This window comes from Burkholderia cenocepacia (genome assembly GCF_014211915.1).
Taxonomy (GTDB): Bacteria; Pseudomonadota; Gammaproteobacteria; order Burkholderiales; family Burkholderiaceae; genus Burkholderia; species Burkholderia orbicola.
This window is the reverse complement of record NZ_CP060040.1, coordinates 2,139,382-2,160,539: the sequence shown is the minus strand read 5'-3', so window position 1 is coordinate 2,160,539 and position 21,158 is coordinate 2,139,382. Positions and strand designations below refer to the sequence as shown.

The 21,158-nt window shown below is 67.5% G+C and carries 24 protein-coding genes; 12 read left to right on the top strand and 12 right to left on the bottom strand.

Annotated elements, in window-relative coordinates; genetic code table 11:
- Window positions 1-18: 18 nt before the first annotated feature.
- The 3 genes from SY91_RS26120 to SY91_RS26110 are packed head-to-tail and all read left to right on the top strand — an operon-like array spanning window position 19 to window position 2,449.
- Window positions 19-801 (top strand): aldolase, encoded by a 783-nt coding sequence (locus tag SY91_RS26120; protein ID WP_023477011.1) that lies wholly within the window; start codon window positions 19-21, stop codon window positions 799-801.
- A 50-nt stretch (window positions 802-851) separates the two neighbouring features.
- Window positions 852-1,748 (top strand): dihydrodipicolinate synthase family protein, encoded by an 897-nt coding sequence (locus SY91_RS26115; protein ID WP_023477010.1) that lies wholly within the window; start codon window positions 852-854, stop codon window positions 1,746-1,748.
- Window positions 1,745-2,449: an MOSC domain-containing protein gene (locus SY91_RS26110; protein ID WP_023477009.1), complete on the top strand. Its 705-nt coding sequence runs from the start codon at window positions 1,745-1,747 to the stop codon at window positions 2,447-2,449. Before SY91_RS26115 ends, SY91_RS26110 begins: the two co-directional genes overlap by 4 nt.
- Before the next feature lie 17 nt (window positions 2,450-2,466).
- Here the strand turns inward: SY91_RS26110 and SY91_RS26105 are convergent, their stop codons facing one another.
- Window positions 2,467-3,228: an SDR family oxidoreductase gene (locus tag SY91_RS26105; RefSeq protein WP_043888013.1), complete on the bottom strand. Its 762-nt coding sequence runs from the start codon at window positions 3,226-3,228 to the stop codon at window positions 2,467-2,469.
- A 407-nt stretch (window positions 3,229-3,635) separates the two neighbouring features.
- Between SY91_RS26105 and SY91_RS26100 the strand changes: the two genes are divergently transcribed.
- The gene (locus tag SY91_RS26100) at window positions 3,636-4,346 is read left to right on the top strand and encodes a YceH family protein (RefSeq protein ID WP_034175083.1); all 711 of its coding nucleotides are present in this window, start codon (window positions 3,636-3,638) and stop codon (window positions 4,344-4,346) included.
- Window positions 4,347-4,504: 158 nt separating this feature from the next.
- Here SY91_RS26100 and SY91_RS26095 read toward each other — a convergent pair whose 3' ends face one another.
- A complete protein-coding gene (locus tag SY91_RS26095) occupies window positions 4,505-5,059 on the bottom strand; it encodes a hypothetical protein (RefSeq protein ID WP_023477006.1) in 555 nt (184 codons plus the stop codon).
- Window positions 5,060-5,459: 400 nt separating this feature from the next.
- Between SY91_RS26095 and SY91_RS26090 the strand changes: the two genes are divergently transcribed.
- From SY91_RS26090 to SY91_RS26080, 3 genes are all read left to right on the top strand, one after another.
- The gene (locus SY91_RS26090) at window positions 5,460-6,782 is read left to right on the top strand and encodes a lipase family protein (RefSeq protein WP_023477005.1); all 1,323 of its coding nucleotides are present in this window, start codon (window positions 5,460-5,462) and stop codon (window positions 6,780-6,782) included.
- A gap of 181 nt (window positions 6,783-6,963) precedes the next feature.
- Complete coding sequence (locus tag SY91_RS26085; RefSeq protein WP_226240770.1) at window positions 6,964-8,094, top strand: 3-deoxy-7-phosphoheptulonate synthase; 1,131 nt, start codon at window positions 6,964-6,966, stop codon at window positions 8,092-8,094.
- A gap of 392 nt (window positions 8,095-8,486) precedes the next feature.
- Complete coding sequence (locus SY91_RS26080; RefSeq protein ID WP_006480270.1) at window positions 8,487-8,915, top strand: PRC-barrel domain-containing protein; 429 nt, start codon at window positions 8,487-8,489, stop codon at window positions 8,913-8,915.
- Between the two features lie 54 nt (window positions 8,916-8,969).
- Here the strand turns inward: SY91_RS26080 and SY91_RS26075 are convergent, their stop codons facing one another.
- The 8 genes from SY91_RS26075 to dapF all read right to left on the bottom strand — a co-directional run bounded on the left by SY91_RS26075 (window position 8,970) and on the right by dapF (window position 15,226).
- Window positions 8,970-9,722 carry an SDR family NAD(P)-dependent oxidoreductase gene (locus SY91_RS26075; protein ID WP_006480271.1) on the bottom strand — a complete coding sequence of 251 codons (753 nt, stop codon included), beginning with the start codon at window positions 9,720-9,722 and terminating at the stop codon, window positions 8,970-8,972.
- A gap of 39 nt (window positions 9,723-9,761) precedes the next feature.
- On the bottom strand, window positions 9,762-10,277 hold the full coding sequence (locus SY91_RS26070) for an Ohr family peroxiredoxin (RefSeq protein WP_006480272.1): 516 nt from the start codon (window positions 10,275-10,277) through the stop codon (window positions 9,762-9,764).
- A 25-nt stretch (window positions 10,278-10,302) separates the two neighbouring features.
- Window positions 10,303-11,058, bottom strand: coding sequence for an SDR family oxidoreductase (locus tag SY91_RS26065; RefSeq protein WP_185921228.1), 756 nt, complete (start codon window positions 11,056-11,058; stop codon window positions 10,303-10,305).
- Window positions 11,059-11,263: 205 nt separating this feature from the next.
- Entirely contained in the window at window positions 11,264-12,268 is a 1,005-nt protein-coding gene (locus tag SY91_RS26060; protein WP_124476313.1) for a LysR family transcriptional regulator, read from the bottom strand.
- Between the two features lie 109 nt (window positions 12,269-12,377).
- A complete protein-coding gene (locus tag SY91_RS26055) occupies window positions 12,378-12,782 on the bottom strand; it encodes a cupin domain-containing protein (RefSeq protein ID WP_185921227.1) in 405 nt (134 codons plus the stop codon).
- A gap of 76 nt (window positions 12,783-12,858) precedes the next feature.
- Window positions 12,859-13,338 (bottom strand): carboxymuconolactone decarboxylase family protein, encoded by a 480-nt coding sequence (locus tag SY91_RS26050; RefSeq protein ID WP_034175086.1) that lies wholly within the window; start codon window positions 13,336-13,338, stop codon window positions 12,859-12,861.
- Between the two features lie 194 nt (window positions 13,339-13,532).
- Complete coding sequence (locus SY91_RS26045) at window positions 13,533-14,420, bottom strand: RNA polymerase sigma-70 factor (protein ID WP_124476312.1); 888 nt, start codon at window positions 14,418-14,420, stop codon at window positions 13,533-13,535.
- A complete protein-coding gene (gene dapF, locus SY91_RS26040; protein ID WP_185921226.1) occupies window positions 14,417-15,226 on the bottom strand; it encodes a diaminopimelate epimerase in 810 nt (269 codons plus the stop codon). The genes SY91_RS26045 and dapF overlap by 4 nt, the downstream gene beginning before the upstream one ends.
- A 268-nt stretch (window positions 15,227-15,494) precedes the next feature.
- Between dapF and SY91_RS26035 the strand changes: the two genes are divergently transcribed.
- The 3 genes from SY91_RS26035 to trhA all read left to right on the top strand — a co-directional run bounded on the left by SY91_RS26035 (window position 15,495) and on the right by trhA (window position 18,620).
- The gene (locus SY91_RS26035) at window positions 15,495-17,573 is read left to right on the top strand and encodes a carbon starvation CstA family protein (RefSeq protein WP_006480279.1); all 2,079 of its coding nucleotides are present in this window, start codon (window positions 15,495-15,497) and stop codon (window positions 17,571-17,573) included.
- A gap of 12 nt (window positions 17,574-17,585) precedes the next feature.
- Complete coding sequence (locus SY91_RS26030; RefSeq protein WP_006480280.1) at window positions 17,586-17,792, top strand: YbdD/YjiX family protein; 207 nt, start codon at window positions 17,586-17,588, stop codon at window positions 17,790-17,792.
- Window positions 17,793-17,999: 207 nt separating this feature from the next.
- Window positions 18,000-18,620: a PAQR family membrane homeostasis protein TrhA gene (gene trhA / locus SY91_RS26025; RefSeq protein ID WP_006480281.1), complete on the top strand. Its 621-nt coding sequence runs from the start codon at window positions 18,000-18,002 to the stop codon at window positions 18,618-18,620.
- A gap of 59 nt (window positions 18,621-18,679) precedes the next feature.
- Here the strand turns inward: trhA and SY91_RS26020 are convergent, their stop codons facing one another.
- Complete coding sequence (locus SY91_RS26020) at window positions 18,680-19,105, bottom strand: nuclear transport factor 2 family protein (RefSeq protein WP_124592032.1); 426 nt, start codon at window positions 19,103-19,105, stop codon at window positions 18,680-18,682.
- 118 nt (window positions 19,106-19,223) lie between these two features.
- Window positions 19,224-19,577 carry a DOPA 4,5-dioxygenase family protein gene (locus tag SY91_RS26015; protein WP_011548877.1) on the bottom strand — a complete coding sequence of 118 codons (354 nt, stop codon included), beginning with the start codon at window positions 19,575-19,577 and terminating at the stop codon, window positions 19,224-19,226.
- A gap of 489 nt (window positions 19,578-20,066) precedes the next feature.
- Between SY91_RS26015 and SY91_RS26010 the strand changes: the two genes are divergently transcribed.
- Both SY91_RS26010 and SY91_RS26005 read left to right on the top strand, forming a co-directional pair.
- Window positions 20,067-20,444 (top strand): hypothetical protein, encoded by a 378-nt coding sequence (locus SY91_RS26010; protein ID WP_011548878.1) that lies wholly within the window; start codon window positions 20,067-20,069, stop codon window positions 20,442-20,444.
- A 223-nt stretch (window positions 20,445-20,667) separates the two neighbouring features.
- Window positions 20,668-21,147, top strand: a complete 480-nt coding sequence (locus SY91_RS26005) for a hypothetical protein (RefSeq protein ID WP_011548879.1) — start codon at window positions 20,668-20,670, stop codon at window positions 21,145-21,147.
- Window positions 21,148-21,158 lie beyond the last annotated feature (11 nt).

The following is a 21,158-nucleotide window of genomic DNA, read 5'->3' as shown; positions in this document are numbered from 1 at the left end:
TTCATTCAGGAGGCGAACATGGCGGAAACGCTGAATTTGACGAAGGAAGCGCTGGTCGCGCTGGCGGAGCGGCGTCTGGAAAACGCGGTGGGCGACAGCGGCTGGTCCGCGCGGCAAAAGCTTGCGCTGACCTGCCGGATTTTGTTCGACGCCGGCCACGACTCGGGCCTGGCCGGGCAGATCACCTGCCGCGCGGACGCGGCCGGCACGTACTACACGCAGCGGCTCGGGCTCGGCTTCGACGAGATCTCGGCCGCGAACCTGCTGCGCGTCAACGAGGATCTCGACGTCGTCGACGGCGAAGGCATTCCGAACCCGGCCAACCGGTTCCATACGTGGATTTATCGCGAGCGCCCGGACGTGAACTGCATCATCCATACGCATCCCGCGCATGTCGCGGCGCTGTCGATGCTCGAACAGCCGCTCGTCGTGTCGCATATGGATACCTGTCCGCTGTACGACGATTGTGCGTTCCTGAAGGACTGGCCGGGCGTGCCGGTCGGCAACGAGGAGGGCGAGATCATCTCGAAGGCGCTCGGCAGCAAGCGCGCGATTCTGCTGTCGCATCACGGGCAGCTCGTGGTCGGCAAGACGATCGAGGAGGCGTGCATTCTCGCGCTGCTGATCGAACGCGCCGCGAAGCTTCAGCTGCTCGCGATGTCGGCCGGCGAGATCAAACCGGTGCCGCCCGCGCTGGCGCGTGAAGCGCACGACTGGATCTCGAAGCCGAAGCGCGATGCGGTGACGTTCGACTACTACGCGCGCCGCGCATTGCGTACGCATCAGGATTGCGTCGCGTAAGCGAATGCGCCGTTTCGATCTTTTTAGTCAATCATTGAGGAATACCAATCGTGTCCATCCTGTTGAAAGGCATCATTGCCTACCCGGTCACGCCGTTCTCCGTCGACGGCGGCGTCGACCTGACAGCGCTCGATGCGCTGATCGATCGCCTGATCGCCGACGGCGTTCACGCGATCGCGCCGCTGGGCAGTACCGGCGAAAGCGCGTACCTGTCCGACGCCGAATGGGAGGCCGTCGCTACCGCGTCGATTCGCGCGGTGCGCCGGCGCGTGCCGACCGTCGTTGGAATCTCCGATCTCACCACGGCGGGCGCGGTGCGCCGCGCCCGCTTTGCCGAGCAGGCCGGCGCCGATGCGGTGATGGTGCTGCCGGTGTCGTACTGGAAGCTCGGCAACGACGAGATCGTCGCGCACTATCGCGCGATCGGTGACGCGATCGGCATCCCGATCATGCTGTACAACAACCCTGCGACGAGCGGCGTCGACATGTCGCCCGAGCTGATCGCGACGATCTGCCGGACGGTCGGCAACGTGACGATGGTGAAGGAAAGCACCGGCGACATTGGCCGGATGCACCGGCTCGCGCAATTGAGCGACGGCGCGATCCCGTTCTACAACGGCAGCAATCCGATGGCGCTCGCCGCACTGGCCGCCGGCGCGGCCGGATGGTGCACGGCCGCGCCGAACCTGAATGCCGCGTTGCCGCTCGCGTTGTTCGACGCGATGCGCACGGGCGACCTCGCCCGCGCCCGATCGGTCTTTCACGCGCAGTTGCCGTTGCTGCAGTTCATCGTCAACGGCGGGTTGCCGGTGACCGTGAAGGCCGGGCTGAGGCTGCGCGGTTTCGACGCCGGCGAACCGCGGCGGCCGCTGCTGCCGCTTGGCGACGCACGCATGCGCGAACTAGAACGCCTGCTCGCGGCGCTGCCGGACGGTGTGGCGGCATGAGCGCCGACGCACGGCCGGCGATCGCGGTCGCCATCGGCGCGGTGCGGATCGGCGTGAGCCGGCCGCTTGCCGGCACGCCGCACGCGAGCGCGATCGACAAGCAGCCGGTGGATGCACGCCTGTGGCTGGGCGCGCTCGGCTTTGCCGGCGACGAGCAGGCCGATGCGCGGCATCACGGCGGCCCCGACAAGGCCGTTCACCACTATGCGTACGATCACTATCCGTGGTGGGCCGGGCAGATCGGCGCGCGCGACGTGCTCGCCCGGCCGGGTGCATTCGGCGAGAACCTGTCGACGCGCGGCATCACCGAGCGCGACGTGTGTCTCGGCGACGTGTTCACGCTGGGCGGCGCGGTGCTCCAGGTGTCGCAGTCGCGGCAGCCGTGCTGGAAGCTCAACGCACGCTTCGACCATTCGCGGATGGCGGCGCTCGTGCAGCACAGCGGCCGGACCGGCTGGTACTACCGCGTGCTGCAGGAAGGCTGGGTGGCGGCGGGCGATGTGCTGGCGCTGCATGCGCGCCGCTACCCGGAATGGCCGCTGTCGACGGTGCTCGACGTGCTGTATCGACGCACGCTCGACATGGCCGCGCTGGATGCGCTGTGCGACGTGCCGCTGCTACCGCCCGGCTGGCGCAAGATGCTCGAAAAGCGCCGGACCGAGCGGCAGGTCGAAGACTGGACGAAGCGGCTCGAAGGATGACGGGCCGCGTCCGGTGCTTACTTCGTCGGCAGGTTGCGCACGTCGGCCGTCGGCTCGGTACCGAATGCATCGCTCAGCGCATAGCCGATCAGTTGCCGGGCGGTCGCCTCGGGCGTGGCGAGCGCGCCGCTCGACTTCAACTGGTCGAATTTCTCGCGCATCGGGAAGTTGTCTTCGCCGGTCGCGCGGATCGTGGCCTGCATGCCGGTATCGACGACGCCCGGTGCGACGCTGCAGATCCGCAGCGCGCCGTTCGCGTCGAGCGCGACGGCGCGTGCATGATGATCGAGCGCGGCCTTGGTCGCGCAGTAGACGCTCCAGCCGGCATACGCGTTGCGGGCCGCGCCGCTCGACAGGTGCACGATCCGGCATTCGGTCGCGGCCGAGGCGGCTTGCGCGAGCGCGGCCGACAGCATCAGCGGCGCGGCGACGTTCAGGCCGACCGCGAGGGCAACGATCGCCGGGTCCTGCGCGGCGAGCGGGCCGATCGGGTCGACGATGCCCGCGTTGTTGAACAGCAGCACGAGCGACGCGCCGTCGACGAAGCGGCGCAGCGTGTCGCCGGCCAGCCAGCTCGCAATGGTCTTCGAGTCCGACAGATCGAGTTCGACCTCGGTAAAGCGCTCGCCGGCCTGTGACGCGAGCGACGGATGACGGCTGCGCGACACGCCGAGCACGGCGATGCCTTCCTGCAGCAGTTGTTCGGCGAGCGCCGCGCCGACGCCGCGGGTGTGTCCGGTGACGATGGCGCGCACGGGTGCGGAAGAAGATGCAGTCATGGTGGTGAACGGGTGAGGGGGTGAACGGGTTTGACGAGCGGCGCGCAGGCACGGCGGCAGCGCATTCAACGCGGGTGATGCGTGGTATCGGCGTGAGAAGACGATCGCGCGGCGCCGTTGATATCGGGATAAGGGTACATCGTAGCGCCGGCATGTGCATCGCGCAAACGCCGCGGGGCGTGCGTGAAGGCCGAATCCGCGGTGCTGCGCGCATGCATCGTCGCGTTGCCTCACGTGCGATCGGCGCGCCGCTACGTCGGACGAAAGCCTGTTGCGGCACGTGCGCGCGCTGGTGCGATGAGCGGCGCCGGGCCGCGTGTCGCGAGCTATCATATGGCTCGCCCGTGCGCGATGCCGTACGGGCCGCGATCGTTTCCCTTCACCTGCTGCACGCTGCGACGCCACTCATGAACACCACGCCGGATACGCCCACGCCCCGCGCCCTTCGCGAACTCACGCCTCTCGAGGCCCGCATTCTCGGCGTGCTCGTCGAGAAACAACACACGGTGCCGGATACCTACCCGCTGTCGCTGAACGCGCTGACCGCGGGTTGCAACCAGAAAACCGCGCGCGCGCCGGTGATGAACGTCAGCGAGGACGAAGTGACGACCGCGCTCGACGGGCTGAAGCACCTGAGCCTCGTGATGGAGGGCAGCAGCAGCCGCGTGCCGCGTTTCGAGCACAACATGAACCGCGTGCTCGGCATCCCGAGCCAGGCGATCGCGCTGCTGACGATCCTGCTGCTGCGCGGCCCGCAGACGGCCGCCGAGCTGCGCCTGAACAGCGCACGCCTGCACGGCTTCGCGGACATCTCGTCGGTCGAGGCGTTCCTCGACGAACTCGCGGCGCGTACGCAGCCGCTCGTCGTCCGGCTGCCGCGTGCGCCGGGTGCGCGCGAGAACCGCTGGATGCACCTGATGTGCGGCGAAGTGAACATGGCCGATTTCGCGAGCGCGGATGCCGGCGGCGGCGCGGATTCGGTGCCGCCTTCCGAATTCGAGGCGCTGAAGGCCGAACAGAAGCGCCTCGCGGACGAAGTGGCGCGCCTGAATGCGCTGGTTCAGCGGATGGCGAGCGAACTCGGCATCGACGTCGACGCGCCGGGCGACGCGTCGTGATCGCTTCCTGATGCAATGACGGCGGTGCGCGCGCACCGCCGCGTCACTTCTGCTCGACGCCGGGGGCGAGGTACCACGCACGCGCTTCGGATCAACCGGCGCATCACGGCGAGAACCGAATGGTTTTCATGACGGTGCGTGAGCGATGAAGACACATATCAACCGACACTGATCCGCGTCGCGCCCGCATCGACGAGCCGGAACAGTAGATCCTCGACGGCCGTCTCCGGCGCGGAACCGAGATCCGCATGGATGCGCCAGCCCTGCTCCGTGCGAACCGGTTTCGACAGGTAGTGAACGATGCCGTGCAGTCCGTCTTCGGCTGGCGTGTTTTCGTCGTCCGCGTCGAACCACGCGAGGAACCACGTCTTGAACGCGTCGTTCGCGGCGCTTTCGTCGAGGCCGTCGGCCTCGACCGCCGCCCAGTCCCACACGAACGGCTGGATCGACACGGCCGCCGTTTCGAGTTCGAAGGCGAACGGCTCGAAATCCAGCTGCGTGGCCGAATCGACCATCGCGGGCTGGCCGGCCGCCTCGCCTTCGGTCGCGATCGTGTCGGCGCGGCACGGCAGCGCGAGCGGGCCTTCGGTGGCCAGCGTGCCGTCGGCCCGCCGGTAGGCCGGCTCGACGACGACGGCCGGTTGCGTGGTCGCTTTCGCGAGCAGGTCGACATAGGGTTGGCGGATGGCGCGGAGCAGTTCGGAGACGGTCATCGTGGCGTGTCGGTTGGGCAGGAAGCGATCGGTCACAGGCAAGCGGTGTGCGGAGCGACCGGCGTCGCACGACGGGCCGCTTCGGTACCGGACAACGGTGATCCTACGGGACTTCCCTCCAACGCGAACACTCGGCCGAACGGCCGGGCCGCCGACCTCGCGTGGCAACCGGTTTAGACGTTTACCTTCAAACAAGCGAAAACGCGCCTCGAACGCATTCCCGTTGTGCTTCAATGAATCAGATTTGCAGTCCTACTAAATTACAGAATCGGAACAAACCGGATCATTCATTTACAGGAGACAGTCGATGGCACCGAAACGCTGTTGAAGCGGCAATCGAGATGGTCTGCAACACCGCCGAATTTCCTTCGATGAAAGCAGGTTATCCCAGGGGCCACCCATGTCCTTCAGACGTTTCATGATTGCCGCGGCTGCGGCCGCGGTGTCGGCCGCGCTCGCCGTCACGGCACCGCCGGCCGGCGCCGCGGCACCAGCCGTCTCCGATCCGTTCTACACGTACACCGGCACGACGCCGCTGGCATCCGTTCCACCGGGCACCGTGATCAAGACGCGTAACGTCACCTATCACGTGGCCGGCATTCCGACCGCGGTGACCGCGCAGCAATTGCTGTATCGCACCAGCAACGCGCTGAACCAGCCGGTCGTGAACGTGACCTCCGTGATCCGCAGCCCGGTCAGCAACGGCCACGCGATCTCGTACCAGTCGGCCTACGATTCGCTGAACCCGTACGACGAACCGTCGCAGGTGATCGCCGGCGATCGCGACGTGACCAAGGTCATCAACGTCGGCACGTTGCTGTACAGCGCGGAATCGATTCCGCTGTCGACGCTGCTGCTGCTCGGCTACAACATCATCGTGCCCGATACCGAGGGCCAGACGGCCGATTTCGCGGCCGGCCCCGAATACGGGATGACGACGCTCGATTCGATTCGCGCCGCGCTCAATACGCCGTCGACCGGGCTGAGTCCGTCGAGCAAGGTCGCGATGATCGGCTATTCCGGCGGCGCGATCGCGACGAACTGGGCCGCGCAACTCGCGCCGAGCTACGCGCCCGACGTCAACCGGCAGCTCGTCGGCGCGGCGGAGGGCGGTGTGCTGGTTGATCCCGCGCACAACCTGCGTTATGTCGACGGCAGCATCGTGTGGGGCGGCGTCGCCGCGGCCGCGCTGGCCGGGCTGTCGCGCGGCTACGACTTCGACCTGACGCCGTACCTCAGCGAGACGGGCGTCGCCGTGTTCAAGGACATCCAGAACCAGTCGCTCGCGTACATCCTGCCGAAGTACACGGGCCTGCGCTGGGGCACGCTGTTCAAGCCGCAATACGCGAACGACATCAACAGCATTCCGGTGTACGTCACCTATGCGAACAAGGTGAATGCGGGGCTGGCCGCGTCGCCGACGATCCCGATGTTCATCGGCCAGGGCACTGCGGGCGCGCTGGACGGCACCTTCAGCAGCCAGGTGGGCGACGGCGTGATGCTGGCATACGACGTGCGCGCGCTGGCGCAGAAGTTTTGCGCGAGCGGCACGGCGGTCACGTACTCCGAGTATCCGCTCGAACACGCGGGCGCGATCGTGCCGTGGGTGGCCGGCATGCTGCCGTGGCTCTACGATCGCTTCAACGGCAAGGCCGCGCCGAACAATTGCTGGCTGACGTCGCTGCTGCCGAGCAATTCGCTCGCGCCCGAGACGCGGCACTAGTCACGCCGCGCAATGCGGCAAACGGTCGGGCGACCCCTTTGCGGGTCGCCTTTTTTGCGTCGTTTCGACGTCGGCCGCGTGACTGCGGCCGCCACCGCACGCATTCCCCGCCGCCACCTTCTCCGGGTGCCATAATCGAGCCTGCCCATCATTACAGACAGACGTCCCCCGGAGAATCACCATGCAGAACCTCGACAATCCTTCCCATGATCGCGAGGTAGGCAGCGCCGACGCGACGCAGGACACCACACGCATCGACGACGTCCGCATCGGCGCCGTGCGTCCGCTGATTTCGCCCGCGCTGTTGCTCGACGAGCTGCCGGTGCCGGCCGCCACGCAGACGCTCGTCGAGGATACGCGCCGCGCGATCGGCGACATCCTGCACGGCCGCGACGACCGGCTGCTGCTCGTCGTCGGCCCGTGCTCGATCCACGATCACGACCAGGCGCTCGATTACGCACGCCGCCTGAAGGTCGCGGCCGACGCGCTGAAGGACGACCTGCTGATCACGATGCGCGTGTACTTCGAGAAGCCGCGTACGACGGTCGGCTGGAAGGGGTACATCAACGATCCGCGCCTCGACGGCAGCTTCCGCATCAACGAAGGGCTGCGCGCCGCACGGCAACTGCTGCTCGACATCAACGCGCTCGGCCTGCCGGCGTCGACCGAATTCCTCGACCTGCTGAGCCCGCAGTACATCGCCGACCTGATCGCGTGGGGCGCGATCGGCGCGCGCACCACCGAGAGCCAGAGCCACCGCCAGCTTGCGTCGGGGCTGAGCTGCCCGATCGGCTTCAAGAACGGCACCGACGGCGGCGTGCAGGTCGCGTCGGACGCGATCGTCGCCGCGGCGGCGAGCCATGCGTTCATGGGGATGACGAAGATGGGGATGGCCGCGATCTTCGAGACGCGCGGCAACGACGACGCGCACGTGATCCTGCGCGGCGGCAAGAACGGCCCGAACTACGATGCCGGGCACGTCGAGGCGAGCTGCGCGGTGCTGCGCAAGGCCGGGTTGCGCGAGCAGGTGATGGTCGACTGCTCGCATGCGAACTCGAACAAGTCGCACGAGCGGCAGATCGAGGTCGCGCAGGATCTCGCGCGGCAATTGGGGCAGGGCGAGCACCGGATCGTCGGCGTGATGGTGGAAAGCCATCTCGAAGCCGGCAGGCAGGACCTGAAGCCGGGTGTGCCGTTGCAGTATGGCGTGTCGATCACCGATGCGTGCCTGAGCTGGGCGCAGACGGAGCCGGTGCTCGACGTGCTGGCGGAGGCGGTGCGGCATCGCAGGGTGTATTCGCGGAATGCGTGATGCCGCGTGGCGGCGCGGCGGCCGCCGCGTCGTTCGATGCGCCACGAAGTTCGGGTGCCCATCTATGGGGTTGTCCTGATCGACACGCCGCGGCGCCATTTTCCCGCGCCGCGCGCTCCATCTGTCTGCACGATCATTGATCCTGATCCTGCTCGCGCCGCCAGCCCCATTGCACCCTGAACGCACGATCCGGCGAATGCCGCTACCATGAAGGACGTGTTGCACGCTGCGGCCCGGCCATGCCGGTCCGCCACGCACACATGTCATGGCGGCGCGGCCGGCCGCCACGCGACCGACGAAGCGCGGCCATCCGCGGGGCGTTCACCGATCGGCCGTCGCGTCCCGCCGCTTCGTCCCGGAATCCACAACAACCGAACCGGAGTGCAACACATATGAAGTTCTACAAGACCCTCATCGCAGCAACCGTCCTCGCCTCGAGCGTCAGCGCGCACGCGCAGATCGCGGGCGCTCAGCCGATCAGCGTGACCGTCGAGCAATCGCAGGCGCTGCTCGAAGGCTGGAGCGTGAAGAAGAGCGTGCTCGGCAAGACCGTGTACAACGACGAGAACCAGAAAGTCGGCAAGGTGCGCGACCTGATCGTCGCGCCGGACGGCTCGGTGTCCGCCGCGATCGTGTCGGCCGGCGGTTTCCTCGGCGTGGCCGCGCACGACGTCGCGGTGCCGATCGCGTCGCTCGACGTGCGCAACGGCAACATCTATCTGCCGGGTGCGACCAAGGAAGCGCTGAAGGCCACGCCGGCGTTCCAGTACGCGAAGGTGCCGTCGCCGCCGAAGCCGAAGAAGGTCGACGAAAAGCACTGATCCGCCACCTCGCGCGTCGTACGTCGTGACGGGCGACGCGCGTCCTCGCGACGGTCAGGTCGCGTCGAGGCCGCCGTCGACCGTGATTACCTGCCCCGTCATCCATGCCGCCTGCGGCGATGCGAGCGACACGATCCAGTTTGCGACGTCCGCGGGCTCGCCGCGCCGGCCAAGCGGAATGCGCGTGCGCTCCTGCGCCTTGATCGCTTCGATGTCGGTTTCCGACAGCTTCATCCGTTCCGACAGGAAGTCCGTTTCCGTCGGGCCCGCCGCGACGGCGTTCACGCGTACGCCTGCCGATGCGAGCTCGAGCGCCCAGCAGCGCGTCAGATGCTCGAGTGCGGCCTTGCTCGCCGCATAGTGCGACAACAGCGCGGCGGCCTTGTGTCCGAACGTGCTCGACACGTTGACGATGCTGCCGCGCGCCGCTTTCAGATGCGGCAGCGCGGCAGTCGCGAGCATCGACGGTCCGAGCGTATTGACGGAAAAGATCGCGCTGATCGCTTCGAAGGTAGCCGACTCCAGCGGCAGGATTGCACCGGCGCCCGCATTGTTGACCAGCACGTCGAGCCGCCCCGCCAGCGCGACCGCTTCGTCGATCGTGCGCGCGGCGTCGGCCGCATTGCCGGCATCCGCGACCACGTAGTCGATGCCCGGCGCGCTGCGCGCGGCGGCGGACAGCGCATCTTCGCGGCGCCCCGTGATGATGACGCGCGCACCTTCGCGTGCGAACGCGACGGCCGCTGCCAGCCCGATGCCGGCACCGCCGCCGGTAATGAGGACCACCTTGTTGTCGAATGACTGCATGACTTCCTCGTAAAGACGATGAGTTGAGCGTGCGTGCCGTTAGCGTTCGTGCGCATCGTCCGCCGGCGCGAGCGCCACGACGTGGCTGATCCCCTCGTGCGCCATCTTCGTATACGGACTGAAACGCTCCGTATTGCGGACCAGCTCTTCCGCCACCGCGCGTTCGATGCCCGGCAGCCGCACGCGAATGTTCGCGTTCAGCATGAACAATCCGTCCACCGGATCGCGGCAGAAGTCGATCGATGCGGACACCGATGCGCCGGCGATCGACACGCCCGCCCGCGCAGCCAGCAGGCTCAGCGCGCCGTGAAAGCACGCCGCATAGCTCGCGGCGAACAGTTGCTCCGGGTTCGGGCCGTCGCCGGGGCCGCCGAGCGCGGACGGCAGGCGCAGCTCGACATCGAGGCTCCCGTCGTCGGAACGTGCGACGCCCGATGCGCGGCCGTGATCGGCCGCGCCGCCCGTGACGGTCACCGTCGTCGAGTACAGCGTCCGCGGTTCCCGTCCGCGATACCGGTCGAGCAGCGACAGCGGCGGTGGGCGCAATGGCGTCATGGCGAGCGTGATCCGGCGGCGGCGGTCACCGCGCGAGCGCGTTCTGCCGAAACCACGCGTCGAAGGTCGTCGCGCCGAGGCGCGCACCGGGCGCGGGCACGAGCGTGTCGTCCTGCAGCATCGCGCCGAAGTAGTCGGCGTCCGCATCCCGCGTCACCGTGCGGGCATCGTGCGTCGCCGACAGGAAACGCTCGACCAGATCGGCGATCCGTACGCGCTCGGGGCCGCCGATTTCGGCGATGCCGTTGCGCGGCGCGTCGAGCGCGAAGTCGGTCACGGCGGCCGCGACGTCGTCCGACGCGATCGGCTGGAAGTGCGCGGTGGTCAACCGGACCGTGTCGCCCTGCGCGCCAGCCTGCGCGATCGCCTCGACGAATTCGAAGAACTGCGTCGAGCGCACGATCGTGTACGGCACGCCGGCTTCGCGGATCAGGTTCTCCTGGATGATCTTGCCGCGGAAATACGCGCTCTGTTGCAGCCGGTCGGTGCCGACCACCGACAACGCGACGTGATGCCGCACGCCGGCCGCGCGCTCCGCGGCGAACAGGTTGCGCCCCGACGCCTCGAAGAACGCCTTCACGGCCGCTTCCTCGAACGACGGCGAATTCGCGAGATCGACGACGACCTCCGCGCCGGCCAGCGCGGCGTCCAGCCCCGCGCCCGTGATCGTATCGACGCCCGTCGACGGCGCGGCCGCGACGGCGTCGTGGCCGCGTGCGATCAGGTTCCTGACGACCTTGCTGCCGATCAGGCCGGTACCACCAATCACGACGATTTTCACGATTGCTCTCCTTGAACGGGCGCGCGACATGCGCGCCGCTTGAATCTGCCGAAACCGGCGCCCATCGCGTGCGCGCGATCGGGCCGGTACGTTGCCGAACGGCGCAGCGCCGTATTCGCGTGCCTGTCGAACAGCCCGCATCGTAGGCATGCGCCGCGCGATCCGGTAGAGGCCGGCAAGCCCTCACCATGTTGCCGTGCATGCATCAATCGATCGTCTCCAGCGGCGCCAGCGTCGTCATCGTGGTCAGGCACTGCAGATCGCGCGCCCGTGTCTGTTCGATCATGTAGTCGATGAACACGCGGATGCGCGTGGGCAGATGCTTGCGGCTCAGGTAGCAGAGATAGTGGCCGCCGTCGTCCGGCGCGTGCTGGCCGAGACAGCTCAGCAGCCGGCCGTCGGCGAGCAGGTCGCACACCTGGTACGCGGGCAGTTGTGCGATGCCGAGCCCGTCGAGCGCCGCGCGCACGACGAGATCGATGTCGTTGAACGTGTGATGCGCGGCGAGCTGGCGCCGCTGCGTCACCCCGTCGATCCTGAATTCCCATTCCGTGACGCGGCCCGACGCGGTGCACAGGTTGATGCAGCGATGCCGCGCGAGGTCGTCGACGTGGCGCGGCAAGCCGTGCCGGTGCGCATACGACGGCGACGCGCAGACGATCATCTGCATCGGAATCAGCCGGCGCGCGACGATCGCGCTGTCCTCCATGCGGCCGTCGCGAAACGCGACGTCGATGCGATCGGCGGAGAAATCGGCCGGGCGGTCGTTCAGCAGCAGGTCGAGCGTGATGTCCGGATACTGCGCATGAAAGTCGCGCAGCAGCGGCGCGATGACCTTGCGGCCGAAGCCCGGGGTCGAGCCGACGCGCAGGTGTCCGCTCGGCGGCCCGCTGCGCAGCTCGCGCATGTCCTCGAGCGCCTGCGCCAGATGCTCGATGCCGGGCCGGCAGTTTTCGTAGAAGAGCTCGCCTTCGCGCGTCAGCGACATGCTGCGCGTGGTGCGCTGGAACAGGCGTGCGTCGAGCCGGTCCTCGAGCCGTTGCACGTGGCGGCTGACCGACGAGCGGCCGACGCCGAGGCGATCGGCGGCGCGCGCGAAGCTGCCTTCGGTGACGACGGCGAGGAACGTGACCACGCCGGCATAGCAGGTCGAGAAGCTACGGGCGAACGGGTCGTCGGCGTCGGGGCGGCGGATGGAAGTGTCGGGCATGGAGGCGCTGGAATCGTGGTGTCCGTATGCGACTAGACGTTTCAGCGCTGCCGCCTGTGACACCGCCCGCCGCATTTTTTCAAAAAGGGCGCGGCGGCGTGCGACCCGGTTATTTTTCCGGCACGAGCACGGGCGCGCCCTGGTCCTTCAACAGCAGCACGATGAACTTCGCGGGCCGGGTGCGGCTCGCGTTGCGTCCGACCGTGTGCAGGTCGTTCGGGCCCTCGTAGAAGGTCTGGCCCGGTGTCAGCGTGACGGGCTCGCCGCCCTTCACCTGCATCACGATCGACCCTTCGACGACATAGACGAACGCGTCGGCGTGGTGGCGGTGCACCGGGTCGACCGCGCCGGGCGGATACTCGACCGAGATCATCTGCGCTTCCTTGCCCGGGTATGCGTCGAGCGGCTTCGTCATCAGCGGCGTGACGATGGCCGCGGGCGCCGCGCGAACGGTGCCGGTCGCGGCGCCCGCGACGACGAGCGCGGACGCGATCACGTGTTTCATGCGAATCATGGTGGTGGCTTCCGGTGGGCCGCCGGCCGACGGCCGGCAGCGAGAGAGGGGCGTGGCCTGCCGTCGGGCGCGGCCGTCAGGCGAGATTGGCCTTGTCGAGGCCGAACGCCTTGTCGGACGAGCCCGGCACGGTCCGGAACGCGACATTCGCGCGGTTCCAGCCGTTGATCGCCATCACTTCGAACGTCAGGTCCGACAATTCCTTCTCGGAGAGCTGGCCGCGCACGCGGTCGTAGACGTCGTCCGGCACGCCGTGCGCGGCCAGCGTCGTCAGCGCTTCGGTCCACGCGAGCGCGGCCCGCTCGCGCGGCGAGAAGAGCGTCGATTCGCGCCACGTCGCCAGATGATGCAGGCGCAGCTCGCGCTCGCCGTGGATGCGCGCTTCCTTCACGTGCATGTCGACGCAGAACGCGCAGCCGTTGATCTGGGATGCCCGGAGGGACACGAGATCCCGGATCGATTCCTCGATCGCGCTGCTGCGCAGCAGGTTGCTGAGCTCGAGGAATTTCCTGAACAACTCGGGCGACTGTTGAATGTAGTTGATACGCTGCGTCATGATTTCTCCTGGCGACGAAGAGGCTGGCCCGCGCTGCGCGGGTGTCGTGGGCGGCAGGGCGCCGCGCGAAATCATCTTAGGAGGGTGTGCCGGGGCGCGGTAGCCACGCACGGGGACGCATCGTGTTGCGCGCGCTGCACCAATCCGGGCTCGGCGGCGAGCGCGGCCGGCGCCGGCGCGCGGCGATGCGCGGGTCAGCCGGCGGCGCAGGCGCTCGCGATCCGGGAGAGCTTCTCCGGGTTGCGCTGCACGAGAATCCGGCCGATGCGCGTGCCGTCGGTCTCGAACGACATCGCCGCTTCGAGTTGCCCGTCGATGAAGCGCAGCATCGCCCACTGGCCGTTCAGCACGACCGGCCGCATCTCGACACCGCTGCCGCAGCGCAACCACGTCGCATAGAACAGTTGAGCGATGCGTCGGCCGCCGACCATCGGTTTCGGGAAGCTCTGGACATGGCCGCCGCCGTCGCCGATCAGCATCGCGTCTTCGGCGAGCAGCGCCTGGATCGACGGGAAGTCGCCGTGCGCGAGCGCATGCGTGAACGTCTGCAGCAGCCGACGGTGCGTTTCGTGCGGCACCGCGTGCCGCGGCTGCGTATCGTCGCGCAGCCGCGCCCGGGCCCGGCTGACGAGCTGCCGGCACGCGGCTTCGCTCTTGCCGATCGCGTCGGCGATCCGGTCGTAGTCGAATTCGAAGATTTCATGCAGCAGGAAGGCCGCGCGCGCTTCCGGCGTCAGCCGTTCGAGCAACAGCAGGTACGCGACCGACACGTCGTTCGCGCGCTCCGTCATTTCCTCGGGCGTCGCGGGCGATTCGCCGAGTTCCGGCTCGGGCAGCCAGATACCCGTGTAGTGCTCGCGCCTGAGCTTCGCCGCGCGCAGGCGATCGATCGACGTGCGCGTCGTGACCGCGACGAGCCACGCCTCGGCGTTCTCGATGTCGTCGCGCGCCGCGTCGTGCCAGCGCAGCCACACGTCCTGCACGATGTCCTCGGCATCCGCGACGGAGCCGAGCATCCGGTACGCGATCTTCTGCAGGCGCGGGCGCAGCGCGTCGAAGGTTCGTGCGTCGTCGGTCGTCACAGCCACACTCCGCCGAACCCGAACGTCACGGGCCCGCTCAGGAACACGCTGCCGGCGCCGTCCCATTGAACGGTGACGTCGCCGCCGTCGCAGGTCACCCGCACGGTATCGTCGAGCAGCCCGCGCCGGATGCCGTTGACCGCCGCGCCGCACGAACACGAGCCGGAGCCGAGCGGCACGCCGCCGCCGCGTTCCCAGATACGTAGACGGATATGCGTGCGATCGATGACCTGAACGAAATGCACGTTGGTCTTCAGCGGAAACAGCGGATGCGTTTCGATCGCCGGGCCGAGCGCTTCGATGTCGAGCGCAGCGACATCGTCGACGAAGAACGTGCAATGCGGATTGCCCATGCTGCATGCGGCCGGCGCACCGGGCAGCGGCAGCACGAGCGTGTCGACGGCCTCCGAGACCGGCACGTCCTGCCAGCCGAGCCGCGGCGCGCCCATGTCGACCTTGATCAGCCCGTCCGCATCCTGCGAACAGTGCAGGCGCCCGCGATTCGTGCGCAGCACGACCGATGTCGCGCCGGTTTCCCGCATCAGCTTCCACGCGACGCCGCGCGTCGCGCTGCCGCAGGTATCGAGCGTCGAGCCGTCGGGATTCCGGAACGCGACGCGGGCGGCCGCGTCGTCGCCGTCCGAGATCACCGCGAGCTGGTTGAAGCCGATGCCGCGATGCCGATCGCCCATGCGCCGCACGAGGTCGTCGTCGACGGGATGCGCGCGATCGTGTTCCTGACCGCGCAGGTCGACGATGACGAAGTCATCGCCATTCGCGTTCAACTTCTGAAATGCGATCGGCATGAGGGTTCCGGAATGGAGGCAGGCAAATACTGTACGTGGCTCGCCGGTCGCGGGCAATCGTCGCCCGATGGTGCGCACACGCCGACGATCTACGTAATTTTACGTAGATCGTCATACGTAGTTATCCGCTTGTAAGCTGCCCCCGTCGCGCGGAATACTACGGCCCATCGCCGCGGTCTTCGCGAGGCTGCGGCACGACGCATCGACGTCACGCGGGTTCGGCCTCACGCCGCATCCACTCAAAACACATTGGAGACCAGGAGACGCCATGAATCGGGCTTCCAGTACCCTGCTATGGATCGCGGTCGCGCTGCTCGGCGCGTTCGCATTCGGCACCATCGCACTCGCGCACGGCGAGCGCGTCAGTGCCCTCTGGATCGTGATCGCCGCAGTCTGCGTGTATCTGATCGCGTATCGCTTCTACAGCCGTTTCATCGCCAGCAAGGTCATGCAGCTCGACGGGCTGCGGATGACGCCGGCCGTCAAGTACAACGACGGCCTCGACTACGTGCCGACCAACAAGTACGTGCTGTTCGGCCATCACTTCGCCGCGATCGCCGGCGCCGGGCCGCTGGTCGGCCCCGTGCTCGCCGCGCAGATGGGCTACACGCCCGGCATGCTGTGGATTCTGGCCGGCGTCGTGTTCGCCGGCGCGGTGCAGGATTTCATCGTGCTGTTCATCTCGACGCGTCGCGACGGCCGTTCGCTCGGCGACCTCGTCAAGATGGAGCTCGGCACGGTGCCCGGCGTGATCGCGCTGTTCGGCGCGTTCCTGATCATGGTGATCATCCTCGCGGTGCTCGCGCTGATCGTCGTGAAGGCGCTGACCAATTCGCCGTGGGGCACGTTCACCGTCGCCGCGACGATTCCGATCGCGCTGTTCATGGGCATCTATACGCGCTACATCCGTCCGGGCCGCATCGGCGAAGTGTCGATCATCGGTTTCATCGGGCTGATGGCGGCGATCGCGTTCGGCCAGAACGTGGCCGCCTCGCCGACGGTTGCCGCGTGGTTCACGTTCAGCGGCACGCAGCTCACGTGGATCCTGATCGGCTACGGCTTCGTCGCATCGGTGCTGCCGGTGTGGCTGCTGCTCGCGCCGCGCGACTACCTGTCGACGTTCCTGAAGATCGGCACGATCCTTGGCCTCGCGATCGGCATCCTGGTCGTCGCACCGGAACTGAAGATGCCCGCGCTGACGAAGTTCGTCGACGGCTCGGGCCCGGTGTGGTCGGGCAACCTGTTCCCGTTCCTGTTCATCACGATCGCGTGCGGCGCGGTGTCGGGCTTCCACGCGCTGATCTCGTCGGGCACGACGCCGAAGCTGATCGACAACGAAACCAACGCGCGCTTCATCGGTTACGGCGCGATGCTGATGGAATCGTTCGTCGCGATCATGGCGCTGGTCGCCGCATGCGTGATCGAACCGGGCATCTACTTCGCGATGAACGCGCCGGCCGCGGTGCTCGGCTCGACGCCGGAAGCGGTCGCGAACACCGTCACGCAATGGGGCTTCGTGCTGACGCCCGACATGCTGACGCAGACCGCCAAGGCCGTCGGCGAAACGACGATCATCGCGCGTGCGGGCGGCGCGCCGACGCTGGCCGTCGGCATGGCGCACATCCTGCACCAGGTGATCGGCGGCGAAGCGATGATGGCGTTCTGGTATCACTTCGCGATCCTGTTCGAGGCGCTGTTCATCCTGACGGCCGTCGACGCGGGCACGCGTGCGGGCCGCTTCATGCTGCAGGATCTGCTCGGCACGTTCCACCCGGCGCTCAAGCGCACCGAGTCGCTGCCCGCGAACCTCGTCGCCACCGCGCTGTGCGTGGCCGCGTGGGGCTACTTCCTGTACCAGGGCGTGGTCGATCCGCTCGGCGGCATCAACACGCTGTGGCCGCTGTTCGGCATCTCGAACCAGATGCTCGCCGCGATCGCGCTGGTGCTCGGCACCGTCGTGCTGTTCAAGATGAAGCGCGAGCGCTATGCGTGGGTCACGATGGTGCCGACCGCATGGCTCTTGATCTGCACGCTGACGGCCGGCTGGCAGAAGATTTTCGACGCGAACCCGAAGGTCAGCTTCCTCGCGCACGCCGCGAAGCTGCAGGCCGCGGTGGACGAAGGCAAGGTGCTCGCGCCGGCGAAGTCGATCGCGCAGATGAAACGGATCATCTTCAACGACTACATCGACGCGGCGCTGGCCGGGCTGTTCATCTTCGTCGTCGTGGCGATCGCGGTGTACGGCGTGATCGCCGTGCTGCGCGCGCGCCGCGAGTCGAAGCCGACCGTGCGCGAGACGCCGTACGAAGCGATGCCGGCCGCGCAGGCGCTCGGCAGCGGACGTTGAGGAGAAGCCGCGATGTTCAGCGATCTTGGCAGCGACCTGCGCAGCGCGGGGCGTTACCTCGGGCAGGCGTTGCGGCTGATGGTCGGCCTGCCCGACTACGACACCTACGTCGCGCACATGCGCGAAACCCATCCGGACCGCGAACCAATGACGTACGAGGAATTCTTCCGCGAGCGTCAGAATGCGCGGTACGGGTCGGGAGCCGGGAAGTGTTGCTGAACCGGGCCGTTGCAATGACCTGACGAATCAGCCCGGTATCGAAACGAAAGCGCCGCGACGGATGTCGCGGCGCTTTTTCTTTGGCGAGCCGGCGGCGCGCATCGCACGGTGCTCGCGTGCCGTTTGCCCGGGCGCAGCGCGGCGGCGTCCGGCCGCCAGTATCATTGGGGCACTTTCTTTTCCCGATGGACCGCAGGAGAACACGTCGTGCATGTCGGTGAGCGTTTCAACAGCATTTCCCATCTCGTCGGCGCGGTGCTGTCGGTGGCGGGCCTCGTCGCGCTCGTGACGATGGGCGCGCTCGAAGGCGATCCGTACAAGGTGGTGAGCTTCAGCGTGTACGGCGCGATGCTGATCCTGCTCTACGCGATCTCGACCGCGTATCACAGCGTGCGCAACCCGCGCCTGAAGGCGATCCTGCAGAAATGCGACCATGCGGCGATCTATCTGCTGATCGCCGGCAGCTATACGCCGTTTACGCTCGTCACGCTGCGCGGCCCGTGGGGCTGGTCGCTGTTCGGCGTGAGCTGGGGGCTCGCCGTGTTCGGCATCGTGCAGGAACTCACGCTCGGGCGTCGCACGCGCCTGCTGTCGATGATCCTCTACGTGCTGATGGGCTGGCTCGCGCTCGTCGCCGTGCGTCCGCTGATCCATGCGCTGCCGCCGATCGGCACCGCGTGGCTCGTGGCCGGCGGCGTGATCTACAGCGCGGGGATCTACTTCTTCATCAACGACGAACGCATTCGCCACGGGCACGGCATCTGGCACCTTTTCGTGCTGGCCGGCAGCCTGTGCCAGTTCGTCAGTGTCGCGATGTATGTCGCGTGAGCGGCACGGGGCGTCGAGCGGGTGACGCCCCGTGCGTGGCGCGTCGGCCGGAGTAGGCGCTACCGGCGCGCGGCGCCGCGCAGCGCGCTGAACCCGACCCATCCCCAGTACACGCGGTGATGCGCGATCAACCCGTCGCGCAGGTCCATCACCTCGACGAGATCGACCTGATCGCCGTCCGGCGTTGCGCGCGGGTATTCCCAGACGAGCTGGCGGCCGTTCGAGAAGAACAGCCCGGTTCGGTACCAGCGCCCGAGCTTGTTGTCCGGATTGCGCAGGCCGGCCGCGAAGAATGCGCCGATCGCGGCCTTGCCGTGCAGCACGCCCGAGCCGTGCGCGGGCTGCGTGGCGACGACGAGTGGCGTTTCGAGCACCGCGTCGTCGGCATACAGCGACATCAGCGCGTCGAGGTCGCGGGCGACGACGGCTGCGTGCCAGTCTTCATGGATACGCCGGGCGTCGGCGTCGGTGTCTGCGGGTGTCATGGCGGGTTTCCGGAAGTCGATCACGGAAACCACTGTAGGGGCGCGCCGTCGCGGGACGTTTCACGTCGACCCGAAACGTGGATGCCCTGCCGTGGCGAAGGCGGTCGGGCGCCGGCCCTTAGCCGGCCAGCGCGTCGAGATTCAGCGTATACGACTTGCCGATCCACACCGCGCAATCGCGATGGTCGCGCAGTTCGTCGTGCGTATTCGGATGCAGGAAGATGTCGAGCGCGCCGTGGTTCAGCACGAGCCACGGCACGATGTCGTCGAAGCGCGCGGCGTCGAACGCGATCTGGTACGACCAGGCCGGATGCGGGCCGACGAGGCGTTCGTGAAAGCGGCCGAGTTCGATGACCGCGCCGAACCGCGCGTCGACGACCTGGCGAAACGCCCAGGCCGCGTCGCGGCTCGCCGCATCGAAATAGACGTGCGCGTGCCAGCTGTCGATGGCGGTAGTGTCGAGGGCAGCCATGGAAAGACTCGATTAAAAAGGGGAATGCTGGAGATGCCGTGCGAAACGGCCGATGCGTGATTATCGCGCGTCCTTGCTGTTTGCGTCGTGTCTCAATCCGGAAAACCGATGCGGATGATTTGTCCTGCATCAGAAGAATCGGCCGGTCCGATCAAATCGCTTCGGCGGTATCCGCGTGCGCGATATCACGCCGGAGCCTTGCGGGCAGGCGCACCGGCCGGCATCGCACCGGCAACACGCCATTTCGGAAATTGAAAGAGCCGGGGCGAGTACCCACCGGATCGTCGGTAGAAATCCGATCAGGTCATTGAATGAAATAAAGAAATTCCATGCCGGCGGGATTCGCGAACGACGCGGTGCGCACGCCGAATGCCGCACCTGAAAATAACAATTGCGGATTCGGCTATTCAAGCGGGATGCGGCCCGACATACGATGATTTCAACGCATCGATGATGGATCGATGCGGGGACAACCATCTGGAGGCCATTATGCGATCCCTCGTTCCCGTTGCTGTTCTTTCCTGCGCACTCGTTGCGCTGCCTGCCGTCGCCTTTGCGCAGTCGATTGGTGCCGGCGACATCCCGCATGCCGCGCCGTTGACCTGGTCGGCGGCGCGTGCCGAAACCGATGTGCAGCTGATGCAGATGACGCGTGCCGGCTATCGCGCGACGACGGCCGGCAACCAGAACTATCCGCTCGCGATGCAGCGTGCGCTCGAGCGCGTGTACAACCCGATGCCCGACCGGTGGCCCGACGAGAAGGCCGCGATGCAGGCGCGGGCGGCCCGCGACGCGCAGACCGGGCATCCGGTGAAGGCGTTCTTCGTGAAAACCGCGTATTACCTGAAGGGCGAGAACACGTTTTGATGCAGGAGACGAACATGGCATGCCCCAACCGATTGTCCGGCGTGTGGCGTGCGCCGGCGATACGCAGGCTGCCGGAAGCGGGCGCGACGCGACGGCGCGCAGATATGCACGGCATGCGACGCCGGGCGAACATCCTGTGCGACGCGGGCCGCGGCGCCGTCGTGTGCCGTAGCGCGTGGCCGGGCGTGGGAGAGGACGACGCGTCCGCGAGCGACGGCGAATCATGAAGGCTGCCCGAAAAGGCCGCCGCCATCCGCCTTTGACGCGCGAATGGCTGCTGCCGCTGCCGCCCGCGCATGCCCGCGACATCTCGCTGAAATGCCACATGGCGCTGGTCGCGCTGCGCGGCGAGCACGGTAGCGAAACGCTGCTGATGCGGCTGCGCACGAGCGTGTATCTGGTGTTCCTCGCGCTCGACGATGCGGTCTCTCCCGACGCGACCATCGACCTGTGCGTCGACGCGGAGCGCGTGCTGGACGCGAGCGTGGCGCGCGCCGTGCAAAGCGGTGCATGGGCGCTGCACGACGACGAATGCGCGGTGCTCGAACGCGTGCTCACCGCGAACGACGCGTGCGTCGCGACGCTCACGCGGCATCGGCTGGCGGAGCTGTGGCGTCATGTGTGCACGTTCGCTTCTGCCGAACAGCCGGGGCTGGTCGCGCAGGCCGCGGCGAAGATGCGGGAGCCGGCCGTTCTGCATTGAGGGGCTGCCAC

Coding starts and splice junctions, on each gene's coding strand:
- SY91_RS26055 (WP_185921227.1), bottom strand. CDS start 12,782: ATGATTCGCATGAAACACGTGATCGCGTCCGCGCTCGTCGTCGCGGGC.
- SY91_RS26105 (WP_043888013.1), bottom strand. CDS start 3,228: ATGACTGCATCTTCTTCCGCACCCGTGCGCGCCATCGTCACCGGACAC.
- SY91_RS26090 (WP_023477005.1), top strand. CDS start 5,460: ATGTCCTTCAGACGTTTCATGATTGCCGCGGCTGCGGCCGCGGTGTCG.
- dapF (WP_185921226.1), bottom strand. CDS start 15,226: ATGCCGATCGCATTTCAGAAGTTGAACGCGAATGGCGATGACTTCGTC.
- SY91_RS26110 (WP_023477009.1), top strand. CDS start 1,745: ATGAGCGCCGACGCACGGCCGGCGATCGCGGTCGCCATCGGCGCGGTG.
- SY91_RS26075 (WP_006480271.1), bottom strand. CDS start 9,722: ATGCAGTCATTCGACAACAAGGTGGTCCTCATTACCGGCGGCGGTGCC.
- SY91_RS26070 (WP_006480272.1), bottom strand. CDS start 10,277: ATGACGCCATTGCGCCCACCGCCGCTGTCGCTGCTCGACCGGTATCGC.
- SY91_RS26010 (WP_011548878.1), top strand. CDS start 20,067: ATGCGATCCCTCGTTCCCGTTGCTGTTCTTTCCTGCGCACTCGTTGCG.
- SY91_RS26085 (WP_226240770.1), top strand. CDS start 6,964: ATGCAGAACCTCGACAATCCTTCCCATGATCGCGAGGTAGGCAGCGCC.
- SY91_RS26080 (WP_006480270.1), top strand. CDS start 8,487: ATGAAGTTCTACAAGACCCTCATCGCAGCAACCGTCCTCGCCTCGAGC.
- SY91_RS26050 (WP_034175086.1), bottom strand. CDS start 13,338: ATGACGCAGCGTATCAACTACATTCAACAGTCGCCCGAGTTGTTCAGG.
- SY91_RS26095 (WP_023477006.1), bottom strand. CDS start 5,059: ATGACCGTCTCCGAACTGCTCCGCGCCATCCGCCAACCCTATGTCGAC.
- SY91_RS26015 (WP_011548877.1), bottom strand. CDS start 19,577: ATGGCTGCCCTCGACACTACCGCCATCGACAGCTGGCACGCGCACGTC.
- SY91_RS26120 (WP_023477011.1), top strand. CDS start 19: ATGGCGGAAACGCTGAATTTGACGAAGGAAGCGCTGGTCGCGCTGGCG.
- SY91_RS26030 (WP_006480280.1), top strand. CDS start 17,586: ATGTTCAGCGATCTTGGCAGCGACCTGCGCAGCGCGGGGCGTTACCTC.
- SY91_RS26005 (WP_011548879.1), top strand. CDS start 20,668: ATGAAGGCTGCCCGAAAAGGCCGCCGCCATCCGCCTTTGACGCGCGAA.
- SY91_RS26060 (WP_124476313.1), bottom strand. CDS start 12,268: ATGCCCGACACTTCCATCCGCCGCCCCGACGCCGACGACCCGTTCGCC.
- SY91_RS26035 (WP_006480279.1), top strand. CDS start 15,495: ATGAATCGGGCTTCCAGTACCCTGCTATGGATCGCGGTCGCGCTGCTC.
- SY91_RS26020 (WP_124592032.1), bottom strand. CDS start 19,105: ATGACACCCGCAGACACCGACGCCGACGCCCGGCGTATCCATGAAGAC.
- SY91_RS26100 (WP_034175083.1), top strand. CDS start 3,636: ATGAACACCACGCCGGATACGCCCACGCCCCGCGCCCTTCGCGAACTC.